The sequence below is a fragment of the Parasutterella secunda genome (assembly GCF_024733725.1).
Lineage (GTDB): Bacteria > Pseudomonadota > Gammaproteobacteria > Burkholderiales > Burkholderiaceae_F > Aphodousia > Aphodousia faecalis.
In genome coordinates this window covers 168,513-192,928 of sequence record NZ_JANRHP010000002.1, presented here as the reverse complement: position 1 = coordinate 192,928, position 24,416 = coordinate 168,513, and the positions used below count along the sequence as shown (strand labels likewise).

26 protein-coding genes are annotated in these 24,416 nt (G+C 47.1%); 17 read left to right on the top strand and 9 right to left on the bottom strand.

The features are described from left to right. Nucleotides 1-11: 11 nt before the first annotated feature. On the top strand, nt 12-956 hold the full coding sequence (locus NW199_RS02800; RefSeq protein ID WP_258333571.1) for a carbohydrate kinase family protein: 945 nt from the start codon (nt 12-14) through the stop codon (nt 954-956). Here NW199_RS02800 and NW199_RS02795 read toward each other — a convergent pair. From NW199_RS02795 to NW199_RS02780, 4 genes are read right to left on the bottom strand one after another with little or no spacing between them, the layout of a single operon-like run. Continuing rightward, the gene (locus NW199_RS02795) at nt 953-1,513 is read right to left on the bottom strand and encodes a YggT family protein (RefSeq protein ID WP_022472965.1); all 561 of its coding nucleotides are present in this window, start codon (nt 1,511-1,513) and stop codon (nt 953-955) included. The genes NW199_RS02800 and NW199_RS02795 overlap by 4 nt on opposite strands. Next, nucleotides 1,513-2,109: a 1,6-anhydro-N-acetylmuramyl-L-alanine amidase AmpD gene (gene ampD, locus NW199_RS02790; RefSeq protein ID WP_258333570.1), complete on the bottom strand. Its 597-nt coding sequence runs from the start codon at nt 2,107-2,109 to the stop codon at nt 1,513-1,515. The genes NW199_RS02795 and ampD overlap by 1 nt, the downstream gene beginning before the upstream one ends. Continuing rightward, entirely contained in the window at nt 2,106-2,345 is a 240-nt protein-coding gene (locus tag NW199_RS02785) for a PP0621 family protein (RefSeq protein ID WP_022472963.1), read from the bottom strand. Before NW199_RS02785 ends, ampD begins: the two co-directional genes overlap by 4 nt. A gap of 9 nt (nt 2,346-2,354) precedes the next feature. After that, on the bottom strand, nt 2,355-3,173 hold the full coding sequence (locus NW199_RS02780) for a cytochrome C assembly family protein (RefSeq protein WP_022472962.1): 819 nt from the start codon (nt 3,171-3,173) through the stop codon (nt 2,355-2,357). Between the two features lie 110 nt (nt 3,174-3,283). Here NW199_RS02780 and ffh point away from each other — a divergent pair, with 110 nt between their 5' ends. From ffh to NW199_RS02730, 10 genes are all read left to right on the top strand, one after another. Continuing rightward, nucleotides 3,284-4,693: a signal recognition particle protein gene (gene ffh, locus NW199_RS02775; RefSeq protein WP_258333569.1), complete on the top strand. Its 1,410-nt coding sequence runs from the start codon at nt 3,284-3,286 to the stop codon at nt 4,691-4,693. Between the two features lie 3 nt (nt 4,694-4,696). Next, the gene (gene ruvC / locus NW199_RS02770) at nt 4,697-5,284 is read left to right on the top strand and encodes a crossover junction endodeoxyribonuclease RuvC (protein ID WP_022472960.1); all 588 of its coding nucleotides are present in this window, start codon (nt 4,697-4,699) and stop codon (nt 5,282-5,284) included. Continuing rightward, complete coding sequence (gene ruvA, locus NW199_RS02765; RefSeq protein WP_258333568.1) at nt 5,285-5,854, top strand: Holliday junction branch migration protein RuvA; 570 nt, start codon at nt 5,285-5,287, stop codon at nt 5,852-5,854. A 12-nt stretch (nt 5,855-5,866) separates the two neighbouring features. After that, entirely contained in the window at nt 5,867-6,901 is a 1,035-nt protein-coding gene (ruvB, locus tag NW199_RS02760; protein WP_022472958.1) for a Holliday junction branch migration DNA helicase RuvB, read from the top strand. 18 nt (nt 6,902-6,919) lie between these two features. Then, nucleotides 6,920-7,363: a tol-pal system-associated acyl-CoA thioesterase gene (gene ybgC / locus NW199_RS02755; protein ID WP_249092479.1), complete on the top strand. Its 444-nt coding sequence runs from the start codon at nt 6,920-6,922 to the stop codon at nt 7,361-7,363. Between the two features lie 10 nt (nt 7,364-7,373). After that, the gene (gene tolQ, locus NW199_RS02750; protein WP_258333567.1) at nt 7,374-8,042 is read left to right on the top strand and encodes a protein TolQ; all 669 of its coding nucleotides are present in this window, start codon (nt 7,374-7,376) and stop codon (nt 8,040-8,042) included. Nucleotides 8,043-8,044: 2 nt separating this feature from the next. Next, a complete protein-coding gene (locus NW199_RS02745) occupies nt 8,045-8,467 on the top strand; it encodes a biopolymer transporter ExbD (RefSeq protein ID WP_022472955.1) in 423 nt (140 codons plus the stop codon). A gap of 3 nt (nt 8,468-8,470) precedes the next feature. Next, nucleotides 8,471-9,433 carry a cell envelope integrity protein TolA gene (tolA, locus tag NW199_RS02740; protein ID WP_258333566.1) on the top strand — a complete coding sequence of 321 codons (963 nt, stop codon included), beginning with the start codon at nt 8,471-8,473 and terminating at the stop codon, nt 9,431-9,433. A gap of 18 nt (nt 9,434-9,451) precedes the next feature. Further along, nucleotides 9,452-10,024, top strand: a complete 573-nt coding sequence (locus NW199_RS02735; RefSeq protein ID WP_022472953.1) for a hypothetical protein — start codon at nt 9,452-9,454, stop codon at nt 10,022-10,024. 270 nt (nt 10,025-10,294) lie between these two features. Further along, entirely contained in the window at nt 10,295-10,591 is a 297-nt protein-coding gene (locus tag NW199_RS02730; protein WP_022472952.1) for an HU family DNA-binding protein, read from the top strand. A gap of 113 nt (nt 10,592-10,704) precedes the next feature. Here the strand turns inward: NW199_RS02730 and NW199_RS02725 are convergent, their stop codons facing one another. Next, nucleotides 10,705-12,441, bottom strand: coding sequence for a proline--tRNA ligase (locus NW199_RS02725; protein WP_258333565.1), 1,737 nt, complete (start codon nt 12,439-12,441; stop codon nt 10,705-10,707). Nucleotides 12,442-12,539: 98 nt separating this feature from the next. On the opposite strand from NW199_RS02725, the gene NW199_RS02720 reads away from it, so the two are divergent. From NW199_RS02720 to leuD, 5 genes are all read left to right on the top strand, one after another. Further along, a complete protein-coding gene (locus tag NW199_RS02720) occupies nt 12,540-13,061 on the top strand; it encodes an RNA pyrophosphohydrolase (protein ID WP_022472950.1) in 522 nt (173 codons plus the stop codon). 286 nt (nt 13,062-13,347) lie between these two features. After that, complete coding sequence (gene leuA / locus NW199_RS02715; RefSeq protein WP_258333564.1) at nt 13,348-14,919, top strand: 2-isopropylmalate synthase; 1,572 nt, start codon at nt 13,348-13,350, stop codon at nt 14,917-14,919. 28 nt (nt 14,920-14,947) lie between these two features. Continuing rightward, the gene (gene leuB / locus NW199_RS02710; protein WP_258333563.1) at nt 14,948-16,042 is read left to right on the top strand and encodes a 3-isopropylmalate dehydrogenase; all 1,095 of its coding nucleotides are present in this window, start codon (nt 14,948-14,950) and stop codon (nt 16,040-16,042) included. 2 nt (nt 16,043-16,044) lie between these two features. Next, on the top strand, nt 16,045-17,448 hold the full coding sequence (gene leuC / locus NW199_RS02705) for a 3-isopropylmalate dehydratase large subunit (RefSeq protein ID WP_258333562.1): 1,404 nt from the start codon (nt 16,045-16,047) through the stop codon (nt 17,446-17,448). Between the two features lie 11 nt (nt 17,449-17,459). Then, nucleotides 17,460-18,077 carry a 3-isopropylmalate dehydratase small subunit gene (leuD, locus tag NW199_RS02700; protein WP_249092474.1) on the top strand — a complete coding sequence of 206 codons (618 nt, stop codon included), beginning with the start codon at nt 17,460-17,462 and terminating at the stop codon, nt 18,075-18,077. Between the two features lie 45 nt (nt 18,078-18,122). Here leuD and NW199_RS02695 read toward each other — a convergent pair whose 3' ends face one another. The 4 genes from NW199_RS02695 to rplU all read right to left on the bottom strand — a co-directional run bounded on the left by NW199_RS02695 (nt 18,123) and on the right by rplU (nt 21,852). Further along, nucleotides 18,123-19,922, bottom strand: a complete 1,800-nt coding sequence (locus NW199_RS02695) for a M3 family metallopeptidase (protein WP_258333561.1) — start codon at nt 19,920-19,922, stop codon at nt 18,123-18,125. Between the two features lie 90 nt (nt 19,923-20,012). Further along, complete coding sequence (gene obgE, locus NW199_RS02690; protein WP_249092472.1) at nt 20,013-21,104, bottom strand: GTPase ObgE; 1,092 nt, start codon at nt 21,102-21,104, stop codon at nt 20,013-20,015. Between the two features lie 151 nt (nt 21,105-21,255). Continuing rightward, nucleotides 21,256-21,513, bottom strand: a complete 258-nt coding sequence (gene rpmA, locus NW199_RS02685) for a 50S ribosomal protein L27 (RefSeq protein ID WP_022472943.1) — start codon at nt 21,511-21,513, stop codon at nt 21,256-21,258. A 27-nt stretch (nt 21,514-21,540) separates the two neighbouring features. Then, nucleotides 21,541-21,852 carry a 50S ribosomal protein L21 gene (rplU, locus tag NW199_RS02680; RefSeq protein WP_022472942.1) on the bottom strand — a complete coding sequence of 104 codons (312 nt, stop codon included), beginning with the start codon at nt 21,850-21,852 and terminating at the stop codon, nt 21,541-21,543. Nucleotides 21,853-22,139: 287 nt separating this feature from the next. Here rplU and NW199_RS02675 point away from each other — a divergent pair, with 287 nt between their 5' ends. Further along, entirely contained in the window at nt 22,140-24,386 is a 2,247-nt protein-coding gene (locus NW199_RS02675) for an inorganic phosphate transporter (protein ID WP_258333560.1), read from the top strand. Nucleotides 24,387-24,416: the final 30 nt, after the last annotated feature.

Below are 24,416 nucleotides of genomic sequence, written 5' to 3'. Positions count from 1 at the left end.
GAAAATTTTTTATGAGCACTTTTATTTCCGGTTCCGTCGCATACGATACGATCTTGAGATTTGACGGCGTGTTTGCTGATCATCTGCTTGCGGGCAGCCTCAATACAATCAATTTGACCTTTCAAACCCCCAACATGGACAAACACTTTGGGGGATGCGCAGCTAACATTGCCTATAGTCTCAAAATGACCGGTGGCGAGCCGCTCATCGTTACAACCGTTGGCAAAGATTCTCAGGATTACCTCAATCATCTGCAATCACTGGCAATCCGCACCGATGGTATCAAAGTTATAAAAAACACCTTTACCCCGCAGGCTTTCATCACCACTGACCGATTAGGCAATCAGATGACGGCCTTTCACGAGGGCGCCATGGCCTGGGCAGATTTGGCATTGCCAACGGAAAATGAAAAACTCGATTGGGCCATCGTCACTCCTACTGCCACGCCTGTGATGAAGGCTCACATTAACTATCTCAACGAACATCGCATTCCTACTATTTGGGACATGGGGCAAGCCAGCGCTTATTTAAGCGGTCAAGACATTGGGTGGTTTTTAGAACATGTTGACGTTCTGACACTTTCTTCGTACGAATGGGATGTACTCAAGCAGAAAACCGGTTTAGACATAAAATCCGTCGCGCAAAAACTTACCGCCACCATTATCACTAAGGGTGACAAAGGAGCTCTGCTATACGCTAATGGAGACTCTGATTACTTCCCGGCTTTGACACTAAACGGTCCCACCTATCCTGTTGGTTGCGGAGATGCTTTTAGAGGCGGTCTTCTTAGAGGACTTACGCTACGATGGGATTGGACAGATACCTTGCACCTGGCAACGCTAATGGGGGCTATTAAAGCTCAATCACCCGAGGCCCAAGGCTACTCTGTCACTACAGACGAAATTGCGCGCCGTTTTGAGCGCGCATTCGATAAGACGGTTAATCTGAAAGACTAGAACCAAGCACTCACGAAGTAACCCTGCGAGAGCGGTGTTACCCAGTAGAGCAAAGCGTTGACAATCAGGAAAACAATAAGGGGCGACCAGTCAAGTCCAGCAATACGTGGCAAACGCGAGGAAATCGGGCCTAAGATCGGATTCATTAAACGCCAAACCATCCCATAGGCGGGAGAGGTCGGTTGAAGCCAGGACAGAATAACGAAAATAATGGTTCCCCACAGCACGAGTTCCAACACCCAACGCAACAATAAAAACACCGCACAGACGGGAACTCCCAACCAACTGATCGGCAAACCGGTGACCTGACGAGTCACGATCGCAACCACTGCCGCCATAATGAAGGCTGACAAAACAGATGCCCATTCCCAACGTCTGCCCGGTTTAACCAAGCGGGAAACGGGAATAACCAACCAGTTAGTACCGAACCAGGCCAAACGAGCGATGGGATCGAAGATGGATAAGCGCTGATAAAAAATAAACGCACGAAGAATCAAGAGGCAACCGACAAAAGTGGTCACCATGTTGAAAAGAAATGCGATAAAACTGGCCATCATTATTGTTTGTTAATGGATTGAATAGTCGAATATTTTAACTGTTTTGCGATTTCCGGTTCAGAAAAGACGCGCTTCCAGTCAAAATAGGGACCAGGGTCGGTTTTTCGATCCGGTGCAATATCGCTGTGCCCCGTAATATACGCCAAATTTGGTTCAGCCTTAAACAAAGCCTCCAGTAGCTTCTGCAACGCTTCATATTGAACAGATTCAAAAGGAACGAAATCCGATCCTTCCATCTCAATTCCTATGGAAAAATCGTTGCAACAGCTTTTTCCCTGAAAAATAGACCGACCAGCATGCCATGCTCTCTTTTTGATACTGACAAACTGGTTAATCAGTCCCCGCCTGTCAATAAAAAAATGGGAAGAAACTTTTAATCCCCTGAGCGATTCGAATCCTTGGATATCGTTTTGAAGCAAATGACCCAAAAAAAGCGCTCTGACGTAACCCAAACCGAAAACGCCGGCCGGAAGAGAAATGTTATGCATGACGACGAGATTAACCGTGGTATCGGCTTGTCTGTCATCAAAAAAGGGGCTTGGCTCACAAACCGTACCACTGCCCCTAATCCATCCTTCAGAATCAAAGCTGATCATTCTGTTGAGCCTTTTGCTTTCTCTGCGCACTCGTGACTGCAGTACATCGTTCCATTTACCCACACACCGTCCACTTCAACAAAGTGCACGCCGCAAACCGGACACTGAACCATCTTTTTGGATTCGGGCACTTTTCTTTCTGATTCCTCACGCTTAACCTGTGCCACTCGTTTCTTTTGCCAAAAAATAAAGATGAGCAATCCCAAAAGAACCCAAAAAAGAACTTTACCCAACATGGTTTTATCCTACTTCAAGACATCCAAAACAAAACGGTAGGCTAAAAAAGCGATGACCTGCAGGGCTACAGCTATCCAAAAAATAGTTAAAGCCTTACGGCTGCGCCACCCCAGAAGTTTTCTCCCTAATAACAAAATACCGAAAACGAGCCAACTTAAGATCGTCAGCACAGTCTTATGGTCAAAAGCCAAAAGGGCATCCAGATAGTGCACGGTAGACACCATGCCCGTGATGATGGTTAATGTCAGAACGACAAAACAGGCAAAAATGACTCGGAAAAGAATGCGCTCCATTGTCATAAGATTGGGCATGGAAGCGACGATACCTTCCGGTTCCTCCAAGGCTTCATGATTTTTGAGTCTGGAATTCAAAATACTCATTAGAACGGCCTGGACAACACTCATCAGCATAAAGCTATAAGCCAAAAGGCCGAAAGCAATATGAAGCTTAAAGCCCATGGTCGAACCAACAATCGGCTGAGCGTCTGAAGGAAATAAGAGCGGACTCCAAATCCCCAAACCAGCAATTAAAAGGACAATCCCATAAAGGGCATGGACGCGAGAATAAAGCGCTCCAAAAAACAATATCAACGTGCTGAAAAAGCAAATAGCCGATATTGAATTACCGAAAGTCACCCAAATCGTCTGCGGTGCACAAAAAATAGAAGACTGTAAAACCCAAAAATGGGCAACAATGGCTGCTGCAATGACCGGCAAAGACCAAGTCGGCGCCTGATCTCCACGTTTTTTAAATGTGCTGACAATTTTTCCGCCCACAATCAGATAAAAAATTGACGCAACACCGTACAATATGATGTTTAAATCCATTTGACGAGCTCACCTATCCGACACTGTCGCTGATATGTTTTTAACAGTGTCTCATTGTAAGGGATAGGGCTGTCAATGTTGTGGTTATCTTTCTAATTTTTTGAAACGAAATGCTCAATACATTAAGCCAACGCCTTTCGCGCGTCATTAAAACCATGCGCGGTCAGGCTCGTCTGACCGAAGAAAATACCCGCGATATGCTGCGTGAAGTTCGCATTGCACTGCTGGAGGCTGACGTTGCCTTGCCTGTAGTTCGCGAACTGATCGCGCGTATCAAAGCTAAAGCCATGAATGAGGAAGTCATTGGCAACCTCAATCCCGGACAGGCGCTCGTCGGTGTTGTGCAACGTGAACTAACCGATATCATCGGTGGCAGTCTCTCTGAAAAAGAAAAAGAGATTAATCTTGCTACTCAACCGCCTGCGGTTATTCTGCTCGCTGGCCTTCAGGGTGCAGGTAAAACGACTTCTGCCGGTAAACTTGCTCGTTTTTTAGTTAACGACAAAAAGAAAAAAGTCCTCACGGTCTCAACCGACGTGTACCGCCCCGCCGCAGCGGACCAATTGAAGGTGATTACAGGGCAAGCCGGAGCAGATAATTTTGCAATGGATGCGAACCAAAAACCGCTGACCATTGCCAAAGACGCCTTGGCGCATGCCAAACGCTACTTCTACGATGTTCTCATTGTGGATACGGCCGGGCGCTTATCCATCGATGAAGCAATGATGAATGAAGTGGCTGAGTTACATGATGAACTCAAGCCCTCAGAAACAATGTTCGTGGCTGACGCCATGTTGGGTCAGACAGCTGTTCAAGCCGCGCAGGCCTTTAACGAAAGACTTTCGCTGACAGGCGTTATCCTCACGAAGCTTGATGGTGACAGCCGCGGTGGTGCCGCTTTGTCGGTGGCCTACACAACCGGTAAACCGATTAAATTTGTCGGTGTCTCTGAAAAAATCGATGGTCTGGAACCCTTTAATGCCGAAGGAATGGCAAGCCGCATCCTCGGCATGGGCGATATCGTCGCTTTGGTAAAAGACGTCCAAAAAGCCATTGACGTCGAACAAACTCAAAAACTTGCCCAAAAGATGAAGGCGGGCAATAAGTTTGACCTCAACGACTTTAAGGCTCAATTAGCTCAAATGAAAAACATGGGGAGCTTTTCGGGTTTAATGGAAAAACTGCCTACACAATTTGCAGAGGCCGCTTCCAAAATTAACGATGACGATGCCCAGAAGGCCATTGCCAGAACCGAAGGCATTATCAACTCGATGACACCTTTCGAGCGCATGCACCCTGATATCATCAAGGCAAGCCGTAAACGCCGCATTGCCGCCGGCGCAGGAGTGCCCGTTCAGGAAGTCAACAAAATGCTCAAGCAGTTTGAACAGACGCAAACCATGATGAAAAGCATGCAAAAGGGCGGCCTAGCAAAGATGATGCGCGCCTTGGGCGGTTTGAATAAATTTGGTGGCGGCCTAGGCGGTCTGGGCGGTTTCGGCAACTTTGGCAGGCACTAAACAGTGAGCGACTTTGTTCGAATCATGGGCGTTGACCCCGGACTTAATCACACGGGGTTTGGGGTCATTGATGTTTACGGCAACGAGTTGAAGTTCGTTACCGCCGGTGTCATTAATGTCCCCAAAGGAGAATTGGCTGAACGACTTCGTTTTATTTTTACGGAAGTCGGCAAAATCGCTCGTGAAACAACACCAAGTTTTGCAGCTTGCGAGAAAGTGTTTGTCAACATGAACCCATACACAACGCTTCTTTTAGGCCAAGCCAGAGGCGCGGCGTTGACGGCACTGGCAAACGAAGAACTCTTGGTGAACGAATTTACGCCAACGGAAATCAAACAGGCGACTGTGGGCACAGGTCGAGCCAATAAAGCCCAGGTTCAAGCCATGATGTCCCGCATGCTGGGACTGCCGGAAAAAATTCAAGCCGACGCGGCCGATGCTTTGGCATGCGCCGTTTGTGCGGCTCAGTCTTTTCGTATGATGGGAGCCATGCAGGCTCCTAAAACCAGTGCCGGCCACGCCAGACGTCACTCTGGGGCTAAAAATCGGGCTGCTTGGGAAGTGCATTTAGGCTTAGCGAGGAAACCATAAATGATCGGACGCATTAAAGGACAATTGGCAGAGAGCAATCCTCCCCACATTCTTGTTGATGTGCACGGGGTAGGCTACGAGATTGATGTTCCAATGTCCACGTTCTATAACCTGCCGTCTATCGGCTCCGAAGTGACGCTATTGACACACATGGTCGTGCGCGAAGACGCGCAGCTGCTTTACGGTTTTCTCACCGCTGAGGAGCGAGAAACATTTAGGCAATTGCTAAAGGTATCAGGTATCGGCGCCAGAACGGCTCTGTCAATTCTCTCCGGCCTATCCGTGCCGGATTTGGTTAACGCTGTAGCCATGCAACAAGCTTCACTTCTTACCCGTGTTCCCGGGATCGGCAAAAAAACGGCAGAGCGTTTAATTTTAGAACTTAAAGACAAGTTGACCGGAACTCTTTCAACGGTCTCTACCGTTGCTCAAAATTCTGCGACTGCCGATATCATCAACGCATTAATTGGTTTGGGCTACAGTGAACGGGAAGCCACAATGGCAGTCAAGAAGCTACCGGAAGATATTTCTGTTTCCGATGGTATCCGTATGGCCCTACAAAATATGTGAGTATGATCCGTCATGCAAACGATTGAACGAATTGTTGCCGGCGAAGTCGCTTCGCCAAATGAAGAAAGCGTGGACCGCGCTCTGCGACCCACGAAGCTGAAAGACTACGTTGGTCAACCCAAAGCTTGCGAACAACTCTCCGTTTTTATCAAAGCGGCAAAGTCCAGACATGAAGCTTTGGACCATTTACTGGTTTTCGGACCTCCCGGTCTAGGCAAAACAACTCTGGCGCATATTGTGGCCAACGAAATGGGGGTAAATCTTCGCCAAACCTCCGGTCCAGTGTTGGAACGTCCTGGCGATCTTGCCGCCATTTTGACTAATTTGCAGGAAAACGATGTACTGTTTATCGATGAAATTCATCGCCTATCCCCTGTTGTGGAAGAAATCCTGTATCCAGCACTTGAGGACTTTCAGATTGACATCATGATCGGTGAGGGCCCTGCAGCCCGCTCGATTAAATTAGATCTGAAACCATTTACTTTGATCGGTGCGACTACTCGCGCCGGTATGCTTACTAACCCATTGAGAGCACGGTTTGGAATCGTTGCCCAATTGCAGTTTTACAGCAACGAAGACTTGGCCAAAATCGTTAAGCGCAGCGCCAAACTTTTAAACGTTCAAATCGATGAAGAAGGCGCTTTTGAGGTCGCCCGAAGAAGTCGCGGAACGCCGCGTATTGCCAATCGTTTGTTGCGACGGGTTCGCGATTATGCTCAGGTTAAATACGATGGAGTGGTGACCCGAGAAGTAGCAGATAAAGCGTTGCAAATGCTCGATGTTGATCCTTTGGGATTCGATTTGATCGACCGTAAATTCCTCCTGGCCATCATTGAAAAATTTAACGGTGGCCCGGTCGGCATCGACAATTTGGCCGCCGCAGTGGGCGAAGATCGCGAAACCTTGGAAGATGTGGTTGAACCCTATCTCATTCAACAGGGGCATCTGCAAAGAACACCGAGAGGACGCGTGGCGACCCTTCTTGCGTACCAGCATTTTGGGTATGAAGCCCCTGGCGCAGCCGGACAAACTTCGTCACTTTTTTAACAAAAACAACGTGTTATAATGCCAACCCCTATTTCGCAAGAGTTTATTTGGAGTGCCCGCGTATATTTTGAAGATACTGATGCGGGCGGTGTGGTTTATCACGCAAGTTACCTCAAATTTTTTGAAAGAGCACGCACCGAGTTTCTGCGCAGTTTAGGCTGGAGCCAAAACGCTCTTTTAGAAATGAAAACTTGCGCTTTTGTTGTCTCGGATTTATCAATCCAATTCAAGCGTCCGGCCAAGCTCGACGATGAGTTAGAGATCCGAACAACATTAAAGAGCTTGCGAAGGGCGAGTTTTGTTTTCGATCAGCGTGCATACAAGGGGGAGACTCTGATGACTGCCGCTGAAGTTCGTGTTGTTTGTATTGATCCGCTTAAAGGCGTACCAACAGCAATCCCCTCGCCTATTTTTGAAACGATTGAAAAACTGTTGCTTGTTAACCCCAACGCAACCGAATAAAGGAAGTTTTATGAACGCTAGTGCCGACATGTCCATCTTGTCTTTGCTCACACACGCCAGTGTCGTGGTTCAGGCAGTCTTGGCCATTTTGATTATTCTGTCCTTAATCAGTTGGACTCGAATTTTTCAGAAATTCTTCCAGCTTCGCCAAGCCAAACAACTGAGTGAAGATTTTGAAAGTCGCTTCTGGAGCGGTGCAGAACTCAATAAACTCTACGAGCACGCTCAAAATCACCGTGAACACTCCGGCACACAGGAACGAATCTTTGCCTCCGGAATGACTGAGTTTCTCAAACTCTCGACCCGAGGTTCTGCCGAAGCCCTGGATGGTGTCCGTCGCGCCATGCGTGCCACCTATCAACGTGAAATGGATAGCCTTGAAAGCGGCTTACCCACTTTGGCTTCGATCGGCTCCGTCTCTCCCTACATCGGTTTATTCGGTACCGTTTGGGGCATTATGAATGCCTTTACGGGTTTGTCCGCGCTCGATAACGCCTCTCTTGCAACAGTCGCCCCCGGCATTGCCGAAGCATTGGTTGCAACGGCAATTGGTCTTTTTGCCGCTATTCCTGCTGTTGCGGCTTATAACCGTTTCGCCAATGACGTGGAACGTTTATCCAATCGCTACGAAAGTTTCGCTGAAGAATTCCAAAACATTCTTCAACGTCAAAGAGGCTGATTATGGAAGGTCTGCGTTCCTCTCGACGTTCTTCTCGTCGACTAATGGCAGAAATCAATGTTGTTCCATACATTGACGTCATGCTTGTGCTCGTGGTTATCTTGATGGTAGCCGCTCCGTTCGTGAACCCGTCATTAGTCAATTTGCCCAGTGTCAAAAAAGCAGAAAAGGCACCTGAGGCAATTGTTGAAGTGATTGTGCACCCGACAGGTGCCATGTCTGTCAGAAAAGGCAAAGAGCTTTTGGCGGTCGATATGCCCGGTCTCATTGCGACCGTGAAAAAAGCACAAGAAGGACGTGCTGATATTCCGGTTGTCATTGCTGCTGACAAAGTCGTTCAATATGAACAAGTCGTCAATGTTATGAAGCAACTTCAAGCGGCAGACATTGCCCGAGTCGGTCTTTCTTTGAAAGTTGAGAAATAAGCCGTGAATCCATTAAAGAAGAACAAACCGGCGGTTCATCAACAAAAAAATGATGCATCCCGACAACAGCCACAACAGCCCAACCATTGGGGGCTGCCGTTTGTGCTGGCTTTGTTCATGCATGCGATTCTTTTTATCGGTCTGTTTTTTGTTTTCCAATGGAATACTGAAAGCACCGATGTGGTGTACGCGGAGCTTTGGTCTCCCTCACAAATGGCTAACGTAACTCCTGTAACACCACCCAAAGAAGTGCAAAAGACAGAACCTCCTAAAGAAGAACCGGAGCCGGAGCCGGAGCCAGAACCCGAGCCCGCTCCGCCTCCGCCTCCGCCGCCAGCGAAGGTTGAAAAGCCCGTCGAGCAAACGCCTGATGAAAATGTAATTCGTCAGCAAGAGGAAGAAAAAAAGAAACTCGAAGAGCAGAAAAAATTAGAAGAGCAACGCCAACTGGAAGAACAAAAGCGTCTTCAAGAAGAGCAGCGTCGCCTTGAAGAACAGAAAAAGTTGGAAGAAAAGCGCTTGGCCGAAGAGAAAAAGCGCCAAGAAGAAGCTCAACAACGCAGACGCGAGCAAGCCAGACGCCTGGCTCAGCAAATGCAACGCGAACAATTAAAAGAGCTTCAAGCCTCTTCTCAACAAAATGTGGCCGGGGTCACGGTTCAAGCGGGCGGACCTCAATCGGCGCTCTATAGCTCACGAATCATTGCGTGCATTCGTCCCAATATTGCTTTTGCCGTTGCCCCCAATATGAAGGCAGGACAATATAAAGCGGTCTACGAAGTGCACCTTTTGAACGACGGCCGTCAAGCCGGTGCTCCTCGCCTGCTCAAAGCAAGCGGTCTGCCCGCCTTTGACCAAGCCGTGGAACGCGCTATCCGCGCTTGTAACCCATTCCCGAATCATCCGACGGGCAATCCCCCCAGGACGATTCAGCTCACCTTTGACCCGGTGGACAGTAAACGTTAATTTATTAGGTTTTCGGAAATGAGCAAAATCATTACTAACCAATTTGCAGAAGATTTAGGCTACACCTATGGCGGTTGCATTCGCGACTTAGTACGCTTTACCGCTCGTGAAGCAGCTCGAGTCTCAAAGGCAAAATTGCCCTTATTTGATTTTTTAAATCCCGGTCCTTATGACATGTTTAAGGCGCTCTGGAGCGCACTTTTACAAGCCACTGCCATTCGAACCACCTTGGATAACTGTCCTGAATACCGGGAAAATGAAAAACTCGTAAAAAAAACGCTTTTCCAAATGAATTATCACGGTGAAGAAGTGATGGCCGATAAAATCTTCAAACGATTGTCGGATGAACAAATCAACCGTTACGAGGACGCTAAACAAAAATTGATCGCTAAAGCAATCAAACCTGACACGGTTAAAAGCGAACTGGCAGATCTTTTCCTTGAGATTCTTCACGGCGCGGGCAGTGATCGAATCAACGACAAAACACGAGCAGCGGTCCTCAAGCAAATTACATTGTCTTCTGAAACTTTCCGCCGTTTAATCGACGTTTCAAAGAAAAATCCATCTCAAACAAAAGCGGTCGCTCAATAGAGAAACTGTGTTTGAAAAAAGCGCTCCGAAACAACTTCTGTTTTGGAGCGTTTTTTTATTTAGTTTTCGAGTTTAAGGCCTGCTAATTGGGGCATTGAAGGCGACTACTGTCTCCTTTTTGCTACATTTTTGTTATGTTTTTAATTCAAATCAATAAAAATTACCCTTTTTCTTTCATTTTTTAACGCAACCCTCTGGTTTTAAAGGGAATAGATGGAGTATATTAAAGACGTTCATCGTTCTGATGCTCATTTTTTTAGGAGAATTCCAATGAACAAGCAAGAACTCATCGCTATCGTTGCTGAAGAAAACGAACTTTCCAAGGCTCAAGCCGGTCGCATCGTTGACTCTGTGTTTGAAGCTATCGTTAAGGCTGTTGCCAAGGGTGACGGCTTCCAATTGATCGGTTTCGGTACGTTCAAGGCCACGAAGCGCGCTGCTCGCGAAGGTCGCAATCCTTCCACGGGCGAAACGATCAAGATCCCGGCCACCGTGTTGCCGAAGTTCACCGCTGGCGCCGCTTTCAAGGCTGCTGTTGCTTCTAAGAAGAAGTGCTGCAAGCGCTAATCAGCGACTCGCGATTCTAAAGAAAAACCGCTCGTTTTCGAGCGGTTTTTCTTACCCTTTAAAAAGCTCGGAAAACTTCCCAGTCACCGAGCTTTTTTAACGAAGAAAATTGTTTATTGCTTTAAAAGAAAGCTGACAATTTCTTCAGTTTTGACCATTTGTTTTTCCTTAATGGTACGGCGATTGGCATACTCCACTTCTCCGTTTTTGAGACCGCGTTCACCAACCACAATACGATGGGGAATACCGATCAATTCCCACTCTGCGAACATAACGCCGGGGCGCATTTCTCGGTCATCCAAAATCACATCTACGCCGGCTGCTTTCAAATCCTCATAGAGTTTATCGGCCGCTTCCCGCACCATTTCACTCTTGGAATAGTTCATCGGGCAAATGACCGTTGTAAACGGCGCGATGGATTCCGGCCAAATAATGCCTTGTTCATCGTGTCCTTGTTCAATGGCAGCACCTAAAAGACGCGATACGCCGATACCATAGCAACCCATCTCCAAAACTTGAGGCTTACCGTTTTCATCCAAATAAGTGGCATTGAGCGCTTGAGAATACTTCGTTCCCAAGTAGAACACGTGACCCACTTCGATACCGCGTTGAAGCTTCAGTACGCCCTTACCATCCGGAGAAGCATCCCCTTCAACAACGTTACGTAAATCGGCCACTTTGGGTTCCGGCAAATCCCTTGCCCAGTTCACACCCGTAATGTGGAAACCTTCTTCGTTAGCTCCGCAGATAAAATCAGTCATATTGGCGGCCGTCTGGTCCGCGTACACAACGATATCGTCCTTGATGCCGACAGGTCCCAAGTAACCCGGCTTACAACCAAACGCCTTAATGATTTCAGCATCCGTAGCAAAACGGAATCCTTCCTTTAATTCAGGAAGTTTCCCAGCCTTCACTTCATTTAAATCGTGATCGGCTCGAAGCAAAATCATCACGATTTGCGGCTCGATGGCCTCACCCTTTTCATTAAAACGTTCGGCAGCCAAAACAACAGACTTCATTGAAGAAGTCAATTCGCGGCCCAAAAGTTCCACCACATCCTCGCACTTTTCCTTACCGGGCGTCGGAACTTTTTGCATCGTTTCCTTGGCCTCTGCACGCTTGGCAATTAAGCAGGGTGCCGGAGCTAATTCAATATTGGCCGCGAAATCACTGTCAGGACAATAAGCAATTAAATCTTCACCGGTATCCGCGATGACTTGGAATTCGTGCGAGCGGTCTCCACCAATAGAACCGGTATCGGCCGCCACTGCACGGAATGTCAGACCCAAACGGGTGAAAATACGTTGATAGGCCTCATACATCTTGTCATAGGACTTCAACGCACCTTCTTGGTCACGGTCAAATGAATAACCATCTTTCATTGTGAATTCACGACCACGCATTACACCAAAACGCGGACGACGTTCATCACGGAATTTCGTTTGGATCTGATAGAGGTTTACCGGGAGCTGACGCCAAGAGCGAATTTCCTGACGAGCAAAATCGGTAATCACTTCTTCAGAGGTGGGCTGAATCACAAAATCGCGTTGATGACGATCTTTAAAGCGCAAAAGTTCCGGACCATACTTTTCCCAACGGCCAGACTCTTGCCATAGTTCGGCGGGTTGCACCATCGGCAACAACAATTCAATCGCACCCGCGCGATTCATTTCTTCACGAATAATGTTCTCGATCTTACGAAGGGAACGCAAACCCATCGGCATATAGGTATAGACCCCCGCAGCCAGCTTCTTGATCATGCCGGCGCGAATCATTAACTGTTGGCTCACAATGTCGGCATCCGACGGAGCTTCTTTTAATGTAGAAATAAAAAAGGAACGAGCGCGCATTGTTTTCTCGCTAATTAAGGTACAATTTTTTGATGTGCACTTTTTACCATGCACTTGGTAAAAGTAAAAGAGTAATTTTAGAGATTTTGAGGCCTTTCATGTTGGACAGCGACGGTTACCGTCCGAATGTCGGCATTATTTTAACCAATGACGACAAAAAGGTATTTTGGGCCAAACGACTGAAAAAACCGGCTTGGCAATTTCCCCAGGGAGGTATTGACGAAGGTGAGGATATTGAGACAGCGCTGATGCGTGAACTCAATGAGGAAATCGGCTTAACGCCCGATGACGTTAAAATCATCGCTCATACGAGTGAGTGGCTCTATTACGATGTTCCCGAACCTTTCAGACGTGCTGACCGTTCGATATACCGCGGACAAAAGCAAATTTGGTTTTTGTTAAAACTCGTTGGACCAGAATCGAAAATCAATCTTTTCGCTTCTTCCCAACCAGAGTTTGACGCATGGCGTTGGAATGATTACTGGGTTCCATTGCGCGATGTCATCGATTTCAAACACGATGTCTACCGAAAAGCGCTAGCTGACTTAGCACCCCATCTTTTCGGTGAACATGACAAACGATCCAAACCCAGCCAAGACTGGTTACTGTACGGATTCTGAGTCATTGCCCGCGTTGCTTGTCAGACGCGGGCATTTTTGTATCCAATTTCACACTCAAAAAAAATCAAAATCTTCCTTAATAGCAAAATACCTTTTTACAAAAATAGTATCTTTTGCAAATCAAAATCTTACAAATTTATTAATTTTTGAAATTATTTTTTATTTATTTTCAATATCTTATATTTTTAAAAAATAGACTAATACATTATACTTATTGACACAAAATCCCTGAAGTCGTAAATTTTTCACATTGCAAAACTTCGTCTTTTCGCATCGAGGGGAATTTATGGCTCAACACTACGATCCCAATAAAATTATTATTTTTGATACAACTTTGCGCGATGGCGAACAGGCTTTACCGCAAAGCTTAAGCTCACAGCAAAAACTTCAAATTGCCATGGCTCTGGATCAATTAGGAGTTGATGTCATTGAAACCGGCTTTCCGATTTCCTCAGAAGGTGACTTCCAATCTGTTCAGCTAATTTCCCGCAACCTTAAACACGCCATTCCCTGCGGGCTTGCCCGTTGCGTTCCCAAAGATGTGGATGCCTGTGGAAATGCGCTGAGAGATGCCAAACATTTCCGTATTCATACTTTCATCGCCACCTCAGACATTCACGTCCAGGACAAGCTGAAAAAGAGCCGTGATGACATTATGGCAATGGCTACCGCTTGCATAAAACAAGCCAGAAACTACACCGATGATGTTGAATTCTCCTGTGAAGACGCAGGACGTACCCCGATAGACTATCTTTGCCGAATGGTCGAAAACGCCATTAATGCCGGCGCAACAACCATCAATATTCCGGACACTGTCGGCTACACATTACCTGAAGAATTCGGCGACATTATCTCCAACCTCTTTAACCGTGTGCCCAATATTGATAAGGCCATTATTTCTGTGCATTGTCACAACGATTTGGGGATGGCTACCGCCAACTCCCTCACCGCCATCCGCCACGGCGCTCGGCAAATCGAATGTTGTATGAACGGATTAGGAGAGCGCGCCGGCAATTGTTCACTTGAAGAAGTGGTTATGGCCATTAAGTTAAGAGAAAAATTCCTTAAAGGGCTGTATACCGATATTGTTGCCAAGAATATCGCCAGAACGTCCACTCTTGTCTCCAAAATCTGCAACGAACCGGTACCGCCTCATAAGGCGATTGTCGGTTCTAACGCTTTTGCTCATAGCTCCGGTATCCACCAAGACGGTGTTTTGAAGAACCGAGAAACTTACGAGATTCTGACGCCTGAAAGCGTGGGCTTTACCGGCAACACCATGCATATGACAGCTCGCTCCGGCCGTCACATGATCCGAGCCTGCTTAAGAAACCTAGGCTACTCTGACGACAGCTACGATCTTAATGATATCTATGATCGATTCCTGCAACTGGCCGACAAAAAAGGTCAGGTTTTCGATTATGACTTGGAAGCCCTACTCTTTTTCCAAAAGCGTGATGAAGCCAATGAAAATTACTTCAAGCTTGACACGATCAATGTCATGAGTGGCGGCGCCCATGGTGCTATTCCGACGGCAAGCGTTCGCCTGAAAGTAGGTAAGCGTACCCGCACGGAATCCAGTATCGGAAACGGTCCCGTGGACGCGGTCTATAACTGCATCACTCGTTTGACCGGTATTCGCTGCAAACTGACAAGCTACACCATCAAGGCCAACGGCGCTGGCATGGATGCCCTGGGTCAAGTTAATGTCAACGTTGATTACGAAGGTCGAATCTTCCACGGCATGGGACTTTCCACTGATGTGATCGAAGCTTCAGCTCTTGCGTTAATCGACGCCTGCAACATCATTGAACGAGCCCGTTTGATTGAAAAGAAACGCGAAAAACAACAGGCTTAAAACAAAGATTTATCGAAAGGATTTATTCATGTCAAAGAATTACCACATTGCTGTTTTAGCCGGTGACGGCATCGGTCCTGAAGTCATGGCAGAAGCTCTCAAAGTGATGGATGCCGTTGGCAAAAAACATGGCTTTACCGTTTCACGCGAAGAACATTTAGTAGGAGGCGCAGCCATTGATCACTGCGGCAAGCCTTTGCCCGAAGACACTGTTAAAGCCTGTGACAATGCGCAAGCTATTTTATTTGGCAGCGTGGGCGGTCCCAAGTGGGATCATCTTCCGCATCATTTACGCCCCGAAGCTGGAGCTCTTTTGCCACTGCGTAAACGCTACGGCCTTTTCTGCAATTTGAGGCCGGCCAGAATTTTCCAAGGCTTAAACGCGTTAAGCCCATTGCGTTCAGATATTTCTGCTCAAGGATTTGATGCCATCGTCGTTCGCGAACTCACCGGCGGCATCTATTTCGGCACTCCGAAGGGACGTGAAGGAGAGGGTGAGAATGAACGCGCCTACGACACGGAAGTTTATAGCCGAAAAGAAATTGAACGAATCTCACGCGTTGCATTTAAAGTGGCAATGGGACGAAGAAAGAAAGTAACATCCATTGATAAATCCAATGTCTTGGCTAGTTCGGTTTTATGGCGTGAAGTCGTCACAGAGGTTGCTCAAGACTATCCCGAGGTGACACTTGAACACCTCTATATCGACAACGCCACCATGCAGCTCATTAAAAACCCCGCTCAATTTGACGTTGTGCTTTGCTCCAATATGTTCGGAGACATTCTCTCCGATGAATGCGCAATGATCACCGGTTCCATGGGACTTTTATCCTCTGCCTCGCTGGCTTCCGGGACTTTCGGTCTTTACGAACCCGCAGGAGGTTCAGCTCCTGACATTGCCGGTAAAGGCATTGCCAACCCCATTGCGCAGATTCTGTCAATGGCGTTGATGCTGAGACATTCATTTGGTGAAAATGCTGCGGCTCAAGACGTGGAAAATGCGGTCGCCCGTACCCTTCAGGATCAAATTATCACCGCTGATTTAGCCCGTGCCATGCCCGACGCTCAAGTGGTCAACACGGTGGAAATGGGACAAGCCATCATTGAGCGTTTAGGAGAATAGTCATGGGTAAAACACTATACGAAAAAGTTTACGATGCTCACGTTGTCTATGAGGCCGAGGGCGAGCTACCGCTTTTATATATTGACCGTCACCTCGTCCACGAAGTAACCAGTCCCCAAGCCTTTGCCGGATTACGGGAAGCCGGTCGGGTTCTTCGTCGGCCCGAACTGATGATGGCCACCATGGACCACGACATTTCCACTCAAAAAGCGACCATTGACGCCTGTTCGTGCGTAGCCAAAAAGCAGGTGACCACATTGATTAAAAATTGCGAAGATTTTGGCGTGACGCTTTTTGGTCTCGGTCATCCTAATCAAGGCATCGTACATATCATCGGTCCTCAAACGGGCTTTACTCTTCCGGGAACAACACTTGTCTGCGGCGACTCCCACACCGCAACGCACGGTGCCTTTGGAGCCTTGGCGTTCGGAATCGGCACCAGTGAAGTTGAGCATGTCATGGTTACACAAACGATCAAACAGGCCAAATTAAAGACCATGAGAATCAATTGTGTCGGCAAGCTCCCCGAAGGTGTCTATGCCAAAGACCTTATTTTGGAAATCGCCCGTGTTCTCACAACGGCTGGCGCCACTGGTTACGCCATTGAATTCGCAGGCGACGGTGTTCGTGCTCTATCCATGGAAGCACGTATGACGCTCTCTAACATGGCTATTGAAATCGGTGCGAAAGCGGGCATGATTGCACCCGATGAAACAACATTTGCTTATCTTAAAGACCGTCCTTATTCCCCGAAAGGCGCGGATTGGGATGAAGCCGTTCGCTACTGGAAGTCTTTAGCTAGTGATGAAGATGCAGTGTTTGATAAAGAAGTAACTATTGACTCCGGTCACTTAACCCCCATGGTTACTTGGGGAACCAACCCTGGCCAAGTCTGCCATATCACTGACAATGTCCCCGATCCTAAGTTATGTGACGATGAGCAAGAGCGTCATTCCATTGAAGCCGCCTTAGCTTACATCCAAATTGATGCCGGTCAACCGATCAAGGACGTCCCGATTGACACCGTCTTTATCGGATCTTGCACAAACGGACGAATTGAGGATTTTCGTGAAGCAGCTAAAGTTCTTCGTGGTCGACACATCGCTCAAGGTATCCGTGCTTTAGCAGTACCCGGCTCAATGGCCGTAAAGGCTCAGGCAGAAAAAGAGGGATTGGATCAAATATTTAAAGACGCCGGTTTTGAGTGGCGGCTTCCCGGCTGCTCCATGTGTCTGGGGATGAATGACGATATTGCCGCTCCCGGTTCTCGCGTTGCCTCCACTTCCAACCGCAACTTTGTTGGTCGACAAGGGCGAGGCAGCCGCACCCACCTGATGAGTCCTGCGATGGCGGCAGCGGCGGCTATCAACGGGAAAATTGTTGATGTTCGAGATTACCTGCAATAAAGGAGAGCAGCATGCATAAATTTACAAGTTTGACAGCGGTGGCTGCTCCGATGGACGCATCCAACATTGATACCGATCAGATCATTCCCAAACAGTTTTTGTTGGCGGTCGATCGTAAGGGATTTGGCAAACACCTTTTTCATAATTGGCGTTATTTGGACGAAGCCGAAAATATGCCCAATCCGGACTTTATCCTCAATAAACCATGCTATCAAAAAGCCCAATTCATTGTAGCCCGCCACAATTTCGGCAATGGTTCCAGCCGTGAAGCCGCACCTTGGGCACTGCTTGATTTTGGTATTCGTGCTGTCATCGCTTCCTCGTTTGCGGATATTTTCTCCAATAACTCACTGGGAAACGGTCTTTTACTCGTCCGTTTAACTGAAAAAGAAATCGATGAGATTATGCAAGCGCTCAAAGCCAATCCCGGTATGCAAATTTCAGTTGATCTTGAAAATTGCAGCGTAACCGTTGGAGATAAGCACTACTCGTTTGAAATGGATCCCTTTAGAAGACATTGCATCCTTGAAGGATTAGATGCCATTTCTTTGACCCTTGAGCACGAAAAAGCCATCGCGCAATACGAAGCAAAACGCCCCAGCTGGATTAAGAAAGGTATCGCGGTTTAGCTTAAATGGGGGCCTCTTTGTTTTTATCAAAAAGGCCCCTTTATTTTAAATTTTTGACTTGATCAGTGTTTTAAATTCTTTAATGTATCCACAGGCCTGATCCAAACATAAATTCCAGAAATCTTCCTTTGTTGCATCAAGGCCTATGTGTTTGCTGATCAATTCATCTACTGTCATCCGCCCCGTATCTCTCAAGAAATTTCGATAAAACTCAGGGAAATCTTTTCCTCGTTTTTTCTGTTCAAGACAGAGTCCTTGTGAAATTAAGTAACCGATCGTGTAGGCATAGTTGTAGATATATTGATCGGTCATGTAAAAATGTAGCTTATAGCACCATAAATACGGATCGCTGTCCTCAATGGCCTCTCCCATATACTCGTGCCAAGCCTGCTGCATCATCGTCTCAGCTTCTTCTTTACTGACAAGCCCCGTTTGACGTTTTTCAATAAAGCGTGTTTCGAATCCCATTCGAACGGGTAACTGCAGGCAAAAGTTCGCACAACTGATTAATTCTTGCCACAAAATTGATAAGCGCTCTTCATTATTTTGGGCATGTTGAGCACAATAACGCCTGACGTTCGCTTCATTAAATGTACTGGCAACCTCCGTGAGAGTCATCGGGAACTCGGTTTGATTGGTTGGCAGATCCCGCATCACCCAATAATGAAATGCATGTCCCAATTCATGAGCTTGCTGTAATACAGAGCCAAAACTGCCTAAATAGGTTGTGAACACCCGTGGCTGCTTTAACCGATTGAAACGGGAGTAAAAGGCGCCGCCCGCTTTTTTAGAATCAACCTTGGCATCCAACCAATGTTTTTCAAGCATCATGTCAATAAAGGCAGGAATATCTGGATTAACTTCCTGCAAGGAGGCTTTGACAGTCTGTATAGCTTGTTCATAGGGAATGTAGGGCGTTTCTTTAATCGAAGAACTGGGCATCGGAGCAAAAAAGTCACAAGCTTTCATTACGTTGCGCCCAAAGAAAGGGGCACGTACCGTTATAGCCTGCTGTATTTGCGGTTGACGGTGTTTAATCGCCCCCAAAGCGGCTTGAAGAGCTTCTTTACTGATGCGGTTTTGTTCAAGACTCGGTTGCATCCAATCGGATAAACCCGCCAATGAAAATTGTACTTTACGGAAACCATGCAGAAGATTTAATAAATCCACATAGTAGCCGGCTTGCTTTTTGTACCAATCATTGACTGCCAACTGAGCTGTTTCTCTCAAAACAGGATCATCAGCCCCCTTCAAAACTCCAACACACTGAGAATGCGTAAGGTGAACTGTTTCTCCTTGACTGTTTTGAGCCTGTACCCGCATGGACTTATTTAAGCGCTTATACATGGCGTCTACAGGATAAAAACTCGTTGCGGCAAATTTATTAATAATCTCGTTTGTGGCTGAATCCAGACCCTGACGCCAGGACTTATTCTTTTCACGAGCATTAAATTGCCAATGAGAAACAATAGAATTTTCCCAAAATGGATCGTTATCCGCTATTGAACCCAGCTTGGCAAAAAGGGGCGAGGCAATGGATTCCAGTTCTGCATATAAAGCTTGTGTTTGCGCGTAAGCAGCGGCTGCCGCCGAATCCGTTATATCGGCACTTGAAGCACAGTAGGAAAAAGAAATTAGCGAACTAATCCCCTCAACAGCATCTTCGTAAATCGGAAGACATTGCAATACATTTTCTTTTGTTGGATTCGTGGGCAATAAATCACGTAATGTTTTTATTTCACCATAAATCTTTTGTAATTCATCCTGAAAGCGCTTGTCTTGAACAGTCCCGTAAGCATCTTCCAATGTCCATCCCGGGAGTTGCTTTTGTATTGTTTGATCCATCTCTGCACCTTTTTCTAACTGAAAAACGAGAAAATTCTAAAAGAAAAGGAGCGAAACCGCTCCTTTTAAGTACAGAGAAAAATGATGAACCTATTCTTCAGTCAACTTGAGCTCATCGTCTTCAAGATCAATTCGTTCGTCATCTTTGTATTGATTTTCACGACGTCGCTCTTCATCCAAATATTGGGCAATGGCAGCAACCAATTCCGGACAACCCTCACGAGTAGCCGCCGAAATAACAAAAACTCTTTCATCCTCCGGAATCTGCAATGCATCCAATAGATCATTGATGCGATCGTCTTGTTCTTCTTGCGCGATCAAGTCCACTTTATTGAGAACAAGCCAGCGAGGTTTGTTATAAAGCGCTTCATCGTACTTTCTTAACTCTTCAATAATTGCCTTGGCTTCAGCAGCCGGGTCGACACTCTCATCAAACGGAGCCATGTCAATGAGATGAAGCAACAGTTTCGTGCGGGATAAATGACGCAGGAACAAATGCCCCAAACCGGCTCCTTCTGATGCCCCTTCAATCAACCCGGGAATATCTGCGACTACAAAACTTTGCTCTGGTCCCACTCTTACCACACCCAACTGCGGATGCAAGGTTGTAAAGGGGTAGTCCGCAATCTTTGGACGAGCGTTGGAGACAGCAGAGATAAAGGTGGACTTACCGGCATTGGGCATCCCCAGGAGACCGACGTCGGCCAATACTTTTAATTCCAGATTCAGAAAACGATGCTCGCCTTCTTCACCGGGCGTGCATTGACGCGGGGCTCGATTAGTGCTGGATTTAAAGTGCAAGTTGCCCAATCCACCCTTTCCGCCTTTAGCTAAGAGGTAACGCTCACCATGGCGAGTCAAATCGGCAACCAATTCTCCCGTATCGGCATCAGTCACTAAAGTGCCAACGGGCATCCGAAGCTCGATATCGTTGCCGGCCGCACCATAGCAGTCCGATCCACGACCGTTTTCACCATTTTTGGCAAAGTGTTTACGGGCATAACGGAAATCAATCAACGTATTAATGTTACAGTCAGCGACCGCGTATACATCGCCGCCTCGGCCACCATCTCCACCATCAGGGCCACCTTTGGGAATAAATTTTTCACGGCGAAAAGACGCTACGCCATTGCCGCCCTTACCCCCGGCAACTTCAATACGTGCCTCATCAACGAATTTCATGCCTATTTACCTCAAACGTCTAAAATAGCGTGGACAAATCCGAATAACTTTAGACTTTAACACAGAAAAAGCCATGTCATCGACATGGCCTTTTCAAATTTAAATTCATTTCCCCGATTGAGCTTACTCAACCGAGAGGTGCTGCTAGAAATTAAGCAGGAATCACCTTAACGAAACGATGATTTTGAGGTCCCTTGACTTCAAACTTCACCGTGCCGTCAACCTTGGCAAACAAGGTGTGGTCACGACCCATACCGACGTTGTCGCCGGGGTGAAATTGCGTACCACGTTGACGAACAATGATGCCGCCAGCATTGATAGCTGCATCACCAAAAACCTTCACACCAAGACGCTTAGCTTGGGAGTCACGACCGTTGCGGGTAGAACCGCCGCCCTTTTTATGTGCCATTTTCTTACTCTCTTAGAAAAGTCCAAATTAAGCCGCGATCGAGTCGATCTTGAGCTCCGTGTAGTTTTGACGATGACCAGCGCTCTTGATGGAGTGCTTGCGACGACGCATCTTGAAGATGCGAACCTTGTCGTGACGGCCGTGAGAAACAACCGTGGCCGTAACGCTGGCGCCTTCAACGAAGGGAGCACCGACCTTAAGTTCATTGCCATCGGAAACAGCCAAGACTTCAGAAAGGGTCACTTGGGAGCCGACTTCGGCATTCAAGGTTTCAACCTTGATCGTGTCACCGGCAGCAACGCGATATTGCTTTCCGCCGGTCTTAATAATTGCGTACATTGTTTATTACCTCGCCCGTTTCGCTCAGCCAACGCACTGTCTGCGAAACCTTTTTATAGTTAATCGGCAGGACAAACCCCGCCTACTCATGCGTGGAAAGACGGATTATTTCATAAATCAATTAGTTATGCAAATTAATTTACAGCACGCACCCACAGAATCAGCAATAACCCGAAAAATATACGTTTGATCCGTTATTTTGTCATATTGTTGTCATAATTCTGTCATAAACTTCGCGCAACGTTACAAGACGTTGACAATATTACGAACTTTCCGACGGGGAACTCATGGAATATTACTATATAGCGATGCTTGTGTTTTTGGCTGGCCTTGCATGCTTCGATCTCTTCGTTGGCGTCAGCAACGACGCCGTGAACTTCCTTAATTCCGCTATGGGATCACGCATCGCAAGCTTCCGCACAACAATGTGGGTTGCCACCTTCGGGGTTCTTTTAGGGGCGACCTTCTCGTCAGGTATGATGGAGGTAGCACGTTCCGGCATCTTCCACCCGCAGATGTTTAATTTCACAGAAGTGATGATTATCTTCTTTGCGGTCATGATCGCCGACATCGTCTTACTTGATACCTTCAACTCCCTCGGTCTTCCCACCTCCACCACCGTTTCCATCGTCTTCGAATTATTAGGCAGTGCCATTGCCGCCGCGGCTATTAAGTTATATTGGGAAGGCGGTTCTTTACAAATGGTCTTTGACTATATTAATACCAGTGAATCATTGACCATTATTTCTGCCATCTTGATTTCAGTTGTCGTGGCATTTATTTCAGGCGCTGTGGTGCAGTACATTATGCGACTGATCTTCTCTTTCTACTTCGAAAGAGTCTATCCCTACGTCGGCGGTGTTTTCGGCGGTTTATCCATCACGGCTATTGCGTATTTTCTGGTCATGAAGGGAGCTCGCGGTGCCAGCTTCATGCAACCGGAATGGATTGAATGGATTGAAGCCAATACTCAAATGCTTGTCATTGCATTATTTGTCGGTTTCTCCATTCTCTTTCAACTGCTCATCCTTGTCTGCAAATTCAATGTTTTCAAAATTGTCATCTTGGCCGGCACCTTCTCCCTGGCTTTTGCCTTCGCTGGTAACGACTTGGTGAACTTCGTCGGTGTTCCGCTTGCCGCCTATGATAGCTTCAAGATCTGGATGGCTTCGGGCGCACAACCTGACGATCTCATTATGAGCGGACTATTGGTTTCGACGAAGACCGACACGTTCTTCCTGCTTGCTTCCGGCATCGTCATGGTCTTTACGTTGTGGTTCTCTAAAAAAGCCCACCGCGTGCTTCAAACAGCTCTGAATCTGTCTTCTCAGCAAAGTGATCATGAACAGTTCGGCTCCTCGATTCCGGGTCGTGTTATCGTCCGTGCCTCTATGGGCCTTGGAAGCATTGTTAATCAATTAATCCCGGGAGCTGTTAAGAAAACCCTGGACTCTCGTTTCAAACACAGAAGATTGAAGCGTGGTGAAGTGCCCCTTCCTTTTGACTATGTTCGAGCATCCGTCAACCTTGTGTTGTCTGCTGCGTTGATTTCTTCAGCTACATCCTTGCAATTGCCGCTTTCAACCACTTACGTTACGTTTATGGTCGCAATGGGCTCTTCTTTTGCTGATGGCGCTTGGGACCGTGAAACTGCCGTTTACCGCATTTCCGGCGTCTTAACCGTGATCAGCGGCTGGTTCGTTACGGCATTGACCGCCAGTACATTGGCCGCCGTTGTCTGCTCGATCATTTTCCTGGGAGGTGGTTTCGTGGCGTTCTTGCTTGCCATCCTGGCGTTTATTCTCATCATCCGAAGCAATATGCGCTTTAAGCAACAGGAAGCCAACTACAAAGCCGAACAAGCTATTCGTTACGACGTCAATAAGATTCGTGAAATTTTGAATCAACGTGTCGGCGAAAACCTTTTGACCACTGTCACGCTCTATAACAATATCGTTGAAACTTTCCTCAATGATGATGAAAGCGGATTGCGTAAGCTCAAACTGCAGTCGAATGAAAACTTCGATCAGCTCACTCATGAGCGGGGCATTTATTACAAGATGGAAAATTCCGGCTTTGTTCCCACCAAAGAGGACAATGACGCCCGTTACAGCTATTTCCGCACATTCACCAATCTGCGTGATGTGGGACGCTCACTGCAAGCTTTGGCTCGTCTTTCTAAAGATCACATTGCCAATCGCCACCGCACTTTCCAAGGTGAACTGAGTCAAGATTTAGCGGACTTATCTCAGCTTCTGCTTGAAATTGTTGGCAACCACAACGGCAAAGCAGATGTGGCGGCTTTGCACGCCAATGCGCAATCGCTTCTTGCTCGCATTGAAACCATTCAGGAAAAACTGCTCCGTAACGGTCCTGACAAAGGTTTCTCCGCACGTGGTTGCGAACTCTTCTTAAGTTTCCTGCTCTTTGCACGAGAACTGATTAACCACTACGAAATCATCGCGATGTTGCAACAAAAACTCAATGCAACAACGCCGGAAACACAAGATTCCAGTAAGGTTCAATCGGCGTAGAGTCAGTAAGAGCAATAATCTAGAAGGGAG

Coding starts and splice junctions, on each gene's coding strand:
- NW199_RS02800 (WP_258333571.1), top strand. CDS start 12: ATGAGCACTTTTATTTCCGGTTCCGTCGCATACGATACGATCTTGAGA.
- NW199_RS02795 (WP_022472965.1), bottom strand. CDS start 1,513: ATGATGGCCAGTTTTATCGCATTTCTTTTCAACATGGTGACCACTTTT.
- ampD (WP_258333570.1), bottom strand. CDS start 2,109: ATGATCAGCTTTGATTCTGAAGGATGGATTAGGGGCAGTGGTACGGTT.
- NW199_RS02785 (WP_022472963.1), bottom strand. CDS start 2,345: ATGTTGGGTAAAGTTCTTTTTTGGGTTCTTTTGGGATTGCTCATCTTT.
- NW199_RS02780 (WP_022472962.1), bottom strand. CDS start 3,173: ATGGATTTAAACATCATATTGTACGGTGTTGCGTCAATTTTTTATCTG.
- ffh (WP_258333569.1), top strand. CDS start 3,284: ATGCTCAATACATTAAGCCAACGCCTTTCGCGCGTCATTAAAACCATG.
- ruvA (WP_258333568.1), top strand. CDS start 5,285: ATGATCGGACGCATTAAAGGACAATTGGCAGAGAGCAATCCTCCCCAC.
- ruvB (WP_022472958.1), top strand. CDS start 5,867: ATGCAAACGATTGAACGAATTGTTGCCGGCGAAGTCGCTTCGCCAAAT.
- ybgC (WP_249092479.1), top strand. CDS start 6,920: ATGCCAACCCCTATTTCGCAAGAGTTTATTTGGAGTGCCCGCGTATAT.
- tolQ (WP_258333567.1), top strand. CDS start 7,374: ATGAACGCTAGTGCCGACATGTCCATCTTGTCTTTGCTCACACACGCC.
- NW199_RS02745 (WP_022472955.1), top strand. CDS start 8,045: ATGGAAGGTCTGCGTTCCTCTCGACGTTCTTCTCGTCGACTAATGGCA.
- NW199_RS02735 (WP_022472953.1), top strand. CDS start 9,452: ATGAGCAAAATCATTACTAACCAATTTGCAGAAGATTTAGGCTACACC.
- NW199_RS02730 (WP_022472952.1), top strand. CDS start 10,295: ATGAACAAGCAAGAACTCATCGCTATCGTTGCTGAAGAAAACGAACTT.
- NW199_RS02725 (WP_258333565.1), bottom strand. CDS start 12,441: ATGCGCGCTCGTTCCTTTTTTATTTCTACATTAAAAGAAGCTCCGTCG.
- NW199_RS02720 (WP_022472950.1), top strand. CDS start 12,540: ATGTTGGACAGCGACGGTTACCGTCCGAATGTCGGCATTATTTTAACC.
- leuA (WP_258333564.1), top strand. CDS start 13,348: ATGGCTCAACACTACGATCCCAATAAAATTATTATTTTTGATACAACT.
- leuB (WP_258333563.1), top strand. CDS start 14,948: ATGTCAAAGAATTACCACATTGCTGTTTTAGCCGGTGACGGCATCGGT.
- leuC (WP_258333562.1), top strand. CDS start 16,045: ATGGGTAAAACACTATACGAAAAAGTTTACGATGCTCACGTTGTCTAT.
- leuD (WP_249092474.1), top strand. CDS start 17,460: ATGCATAAATTTACAAGTTTGACAGCGGTGGCTGCTCCGATGGACGCA.
- NW199_RS02695 (WP_258333561.1), bottom strand. CDS start 19,922: ATGGATCAAACAATACAAAAGCAACTCCCGGGATGGACATTGGAAGAT.
- obgE (WP_249092472.1), bottom strand. CDS start 21,104: ATGAAATTCGTTGATGAGGCACGTATTGAAGTTGCCGGGGGTAAGGGC.
- rpmA (WP_022472943.1), bottom strand. CDS start 21,513: ATGGCACATAAAAAGGGCGGCGGTTCTACCCGCAACGGTCGTGACTCC.
- rplU (WP_022472942.1), bottom strand. CDS start 21,852: ATGTACGCAATTATTAAGACCGGCGGAAAGCAATATCGCGTTGCTGCC.
- NW199_RS02675 (WP_258333560.1), top strand. CDS start 22,140: ATGGAATATTACTATATAGCGATGCTTGTGTTTTTGGCTGGCCTTGCA.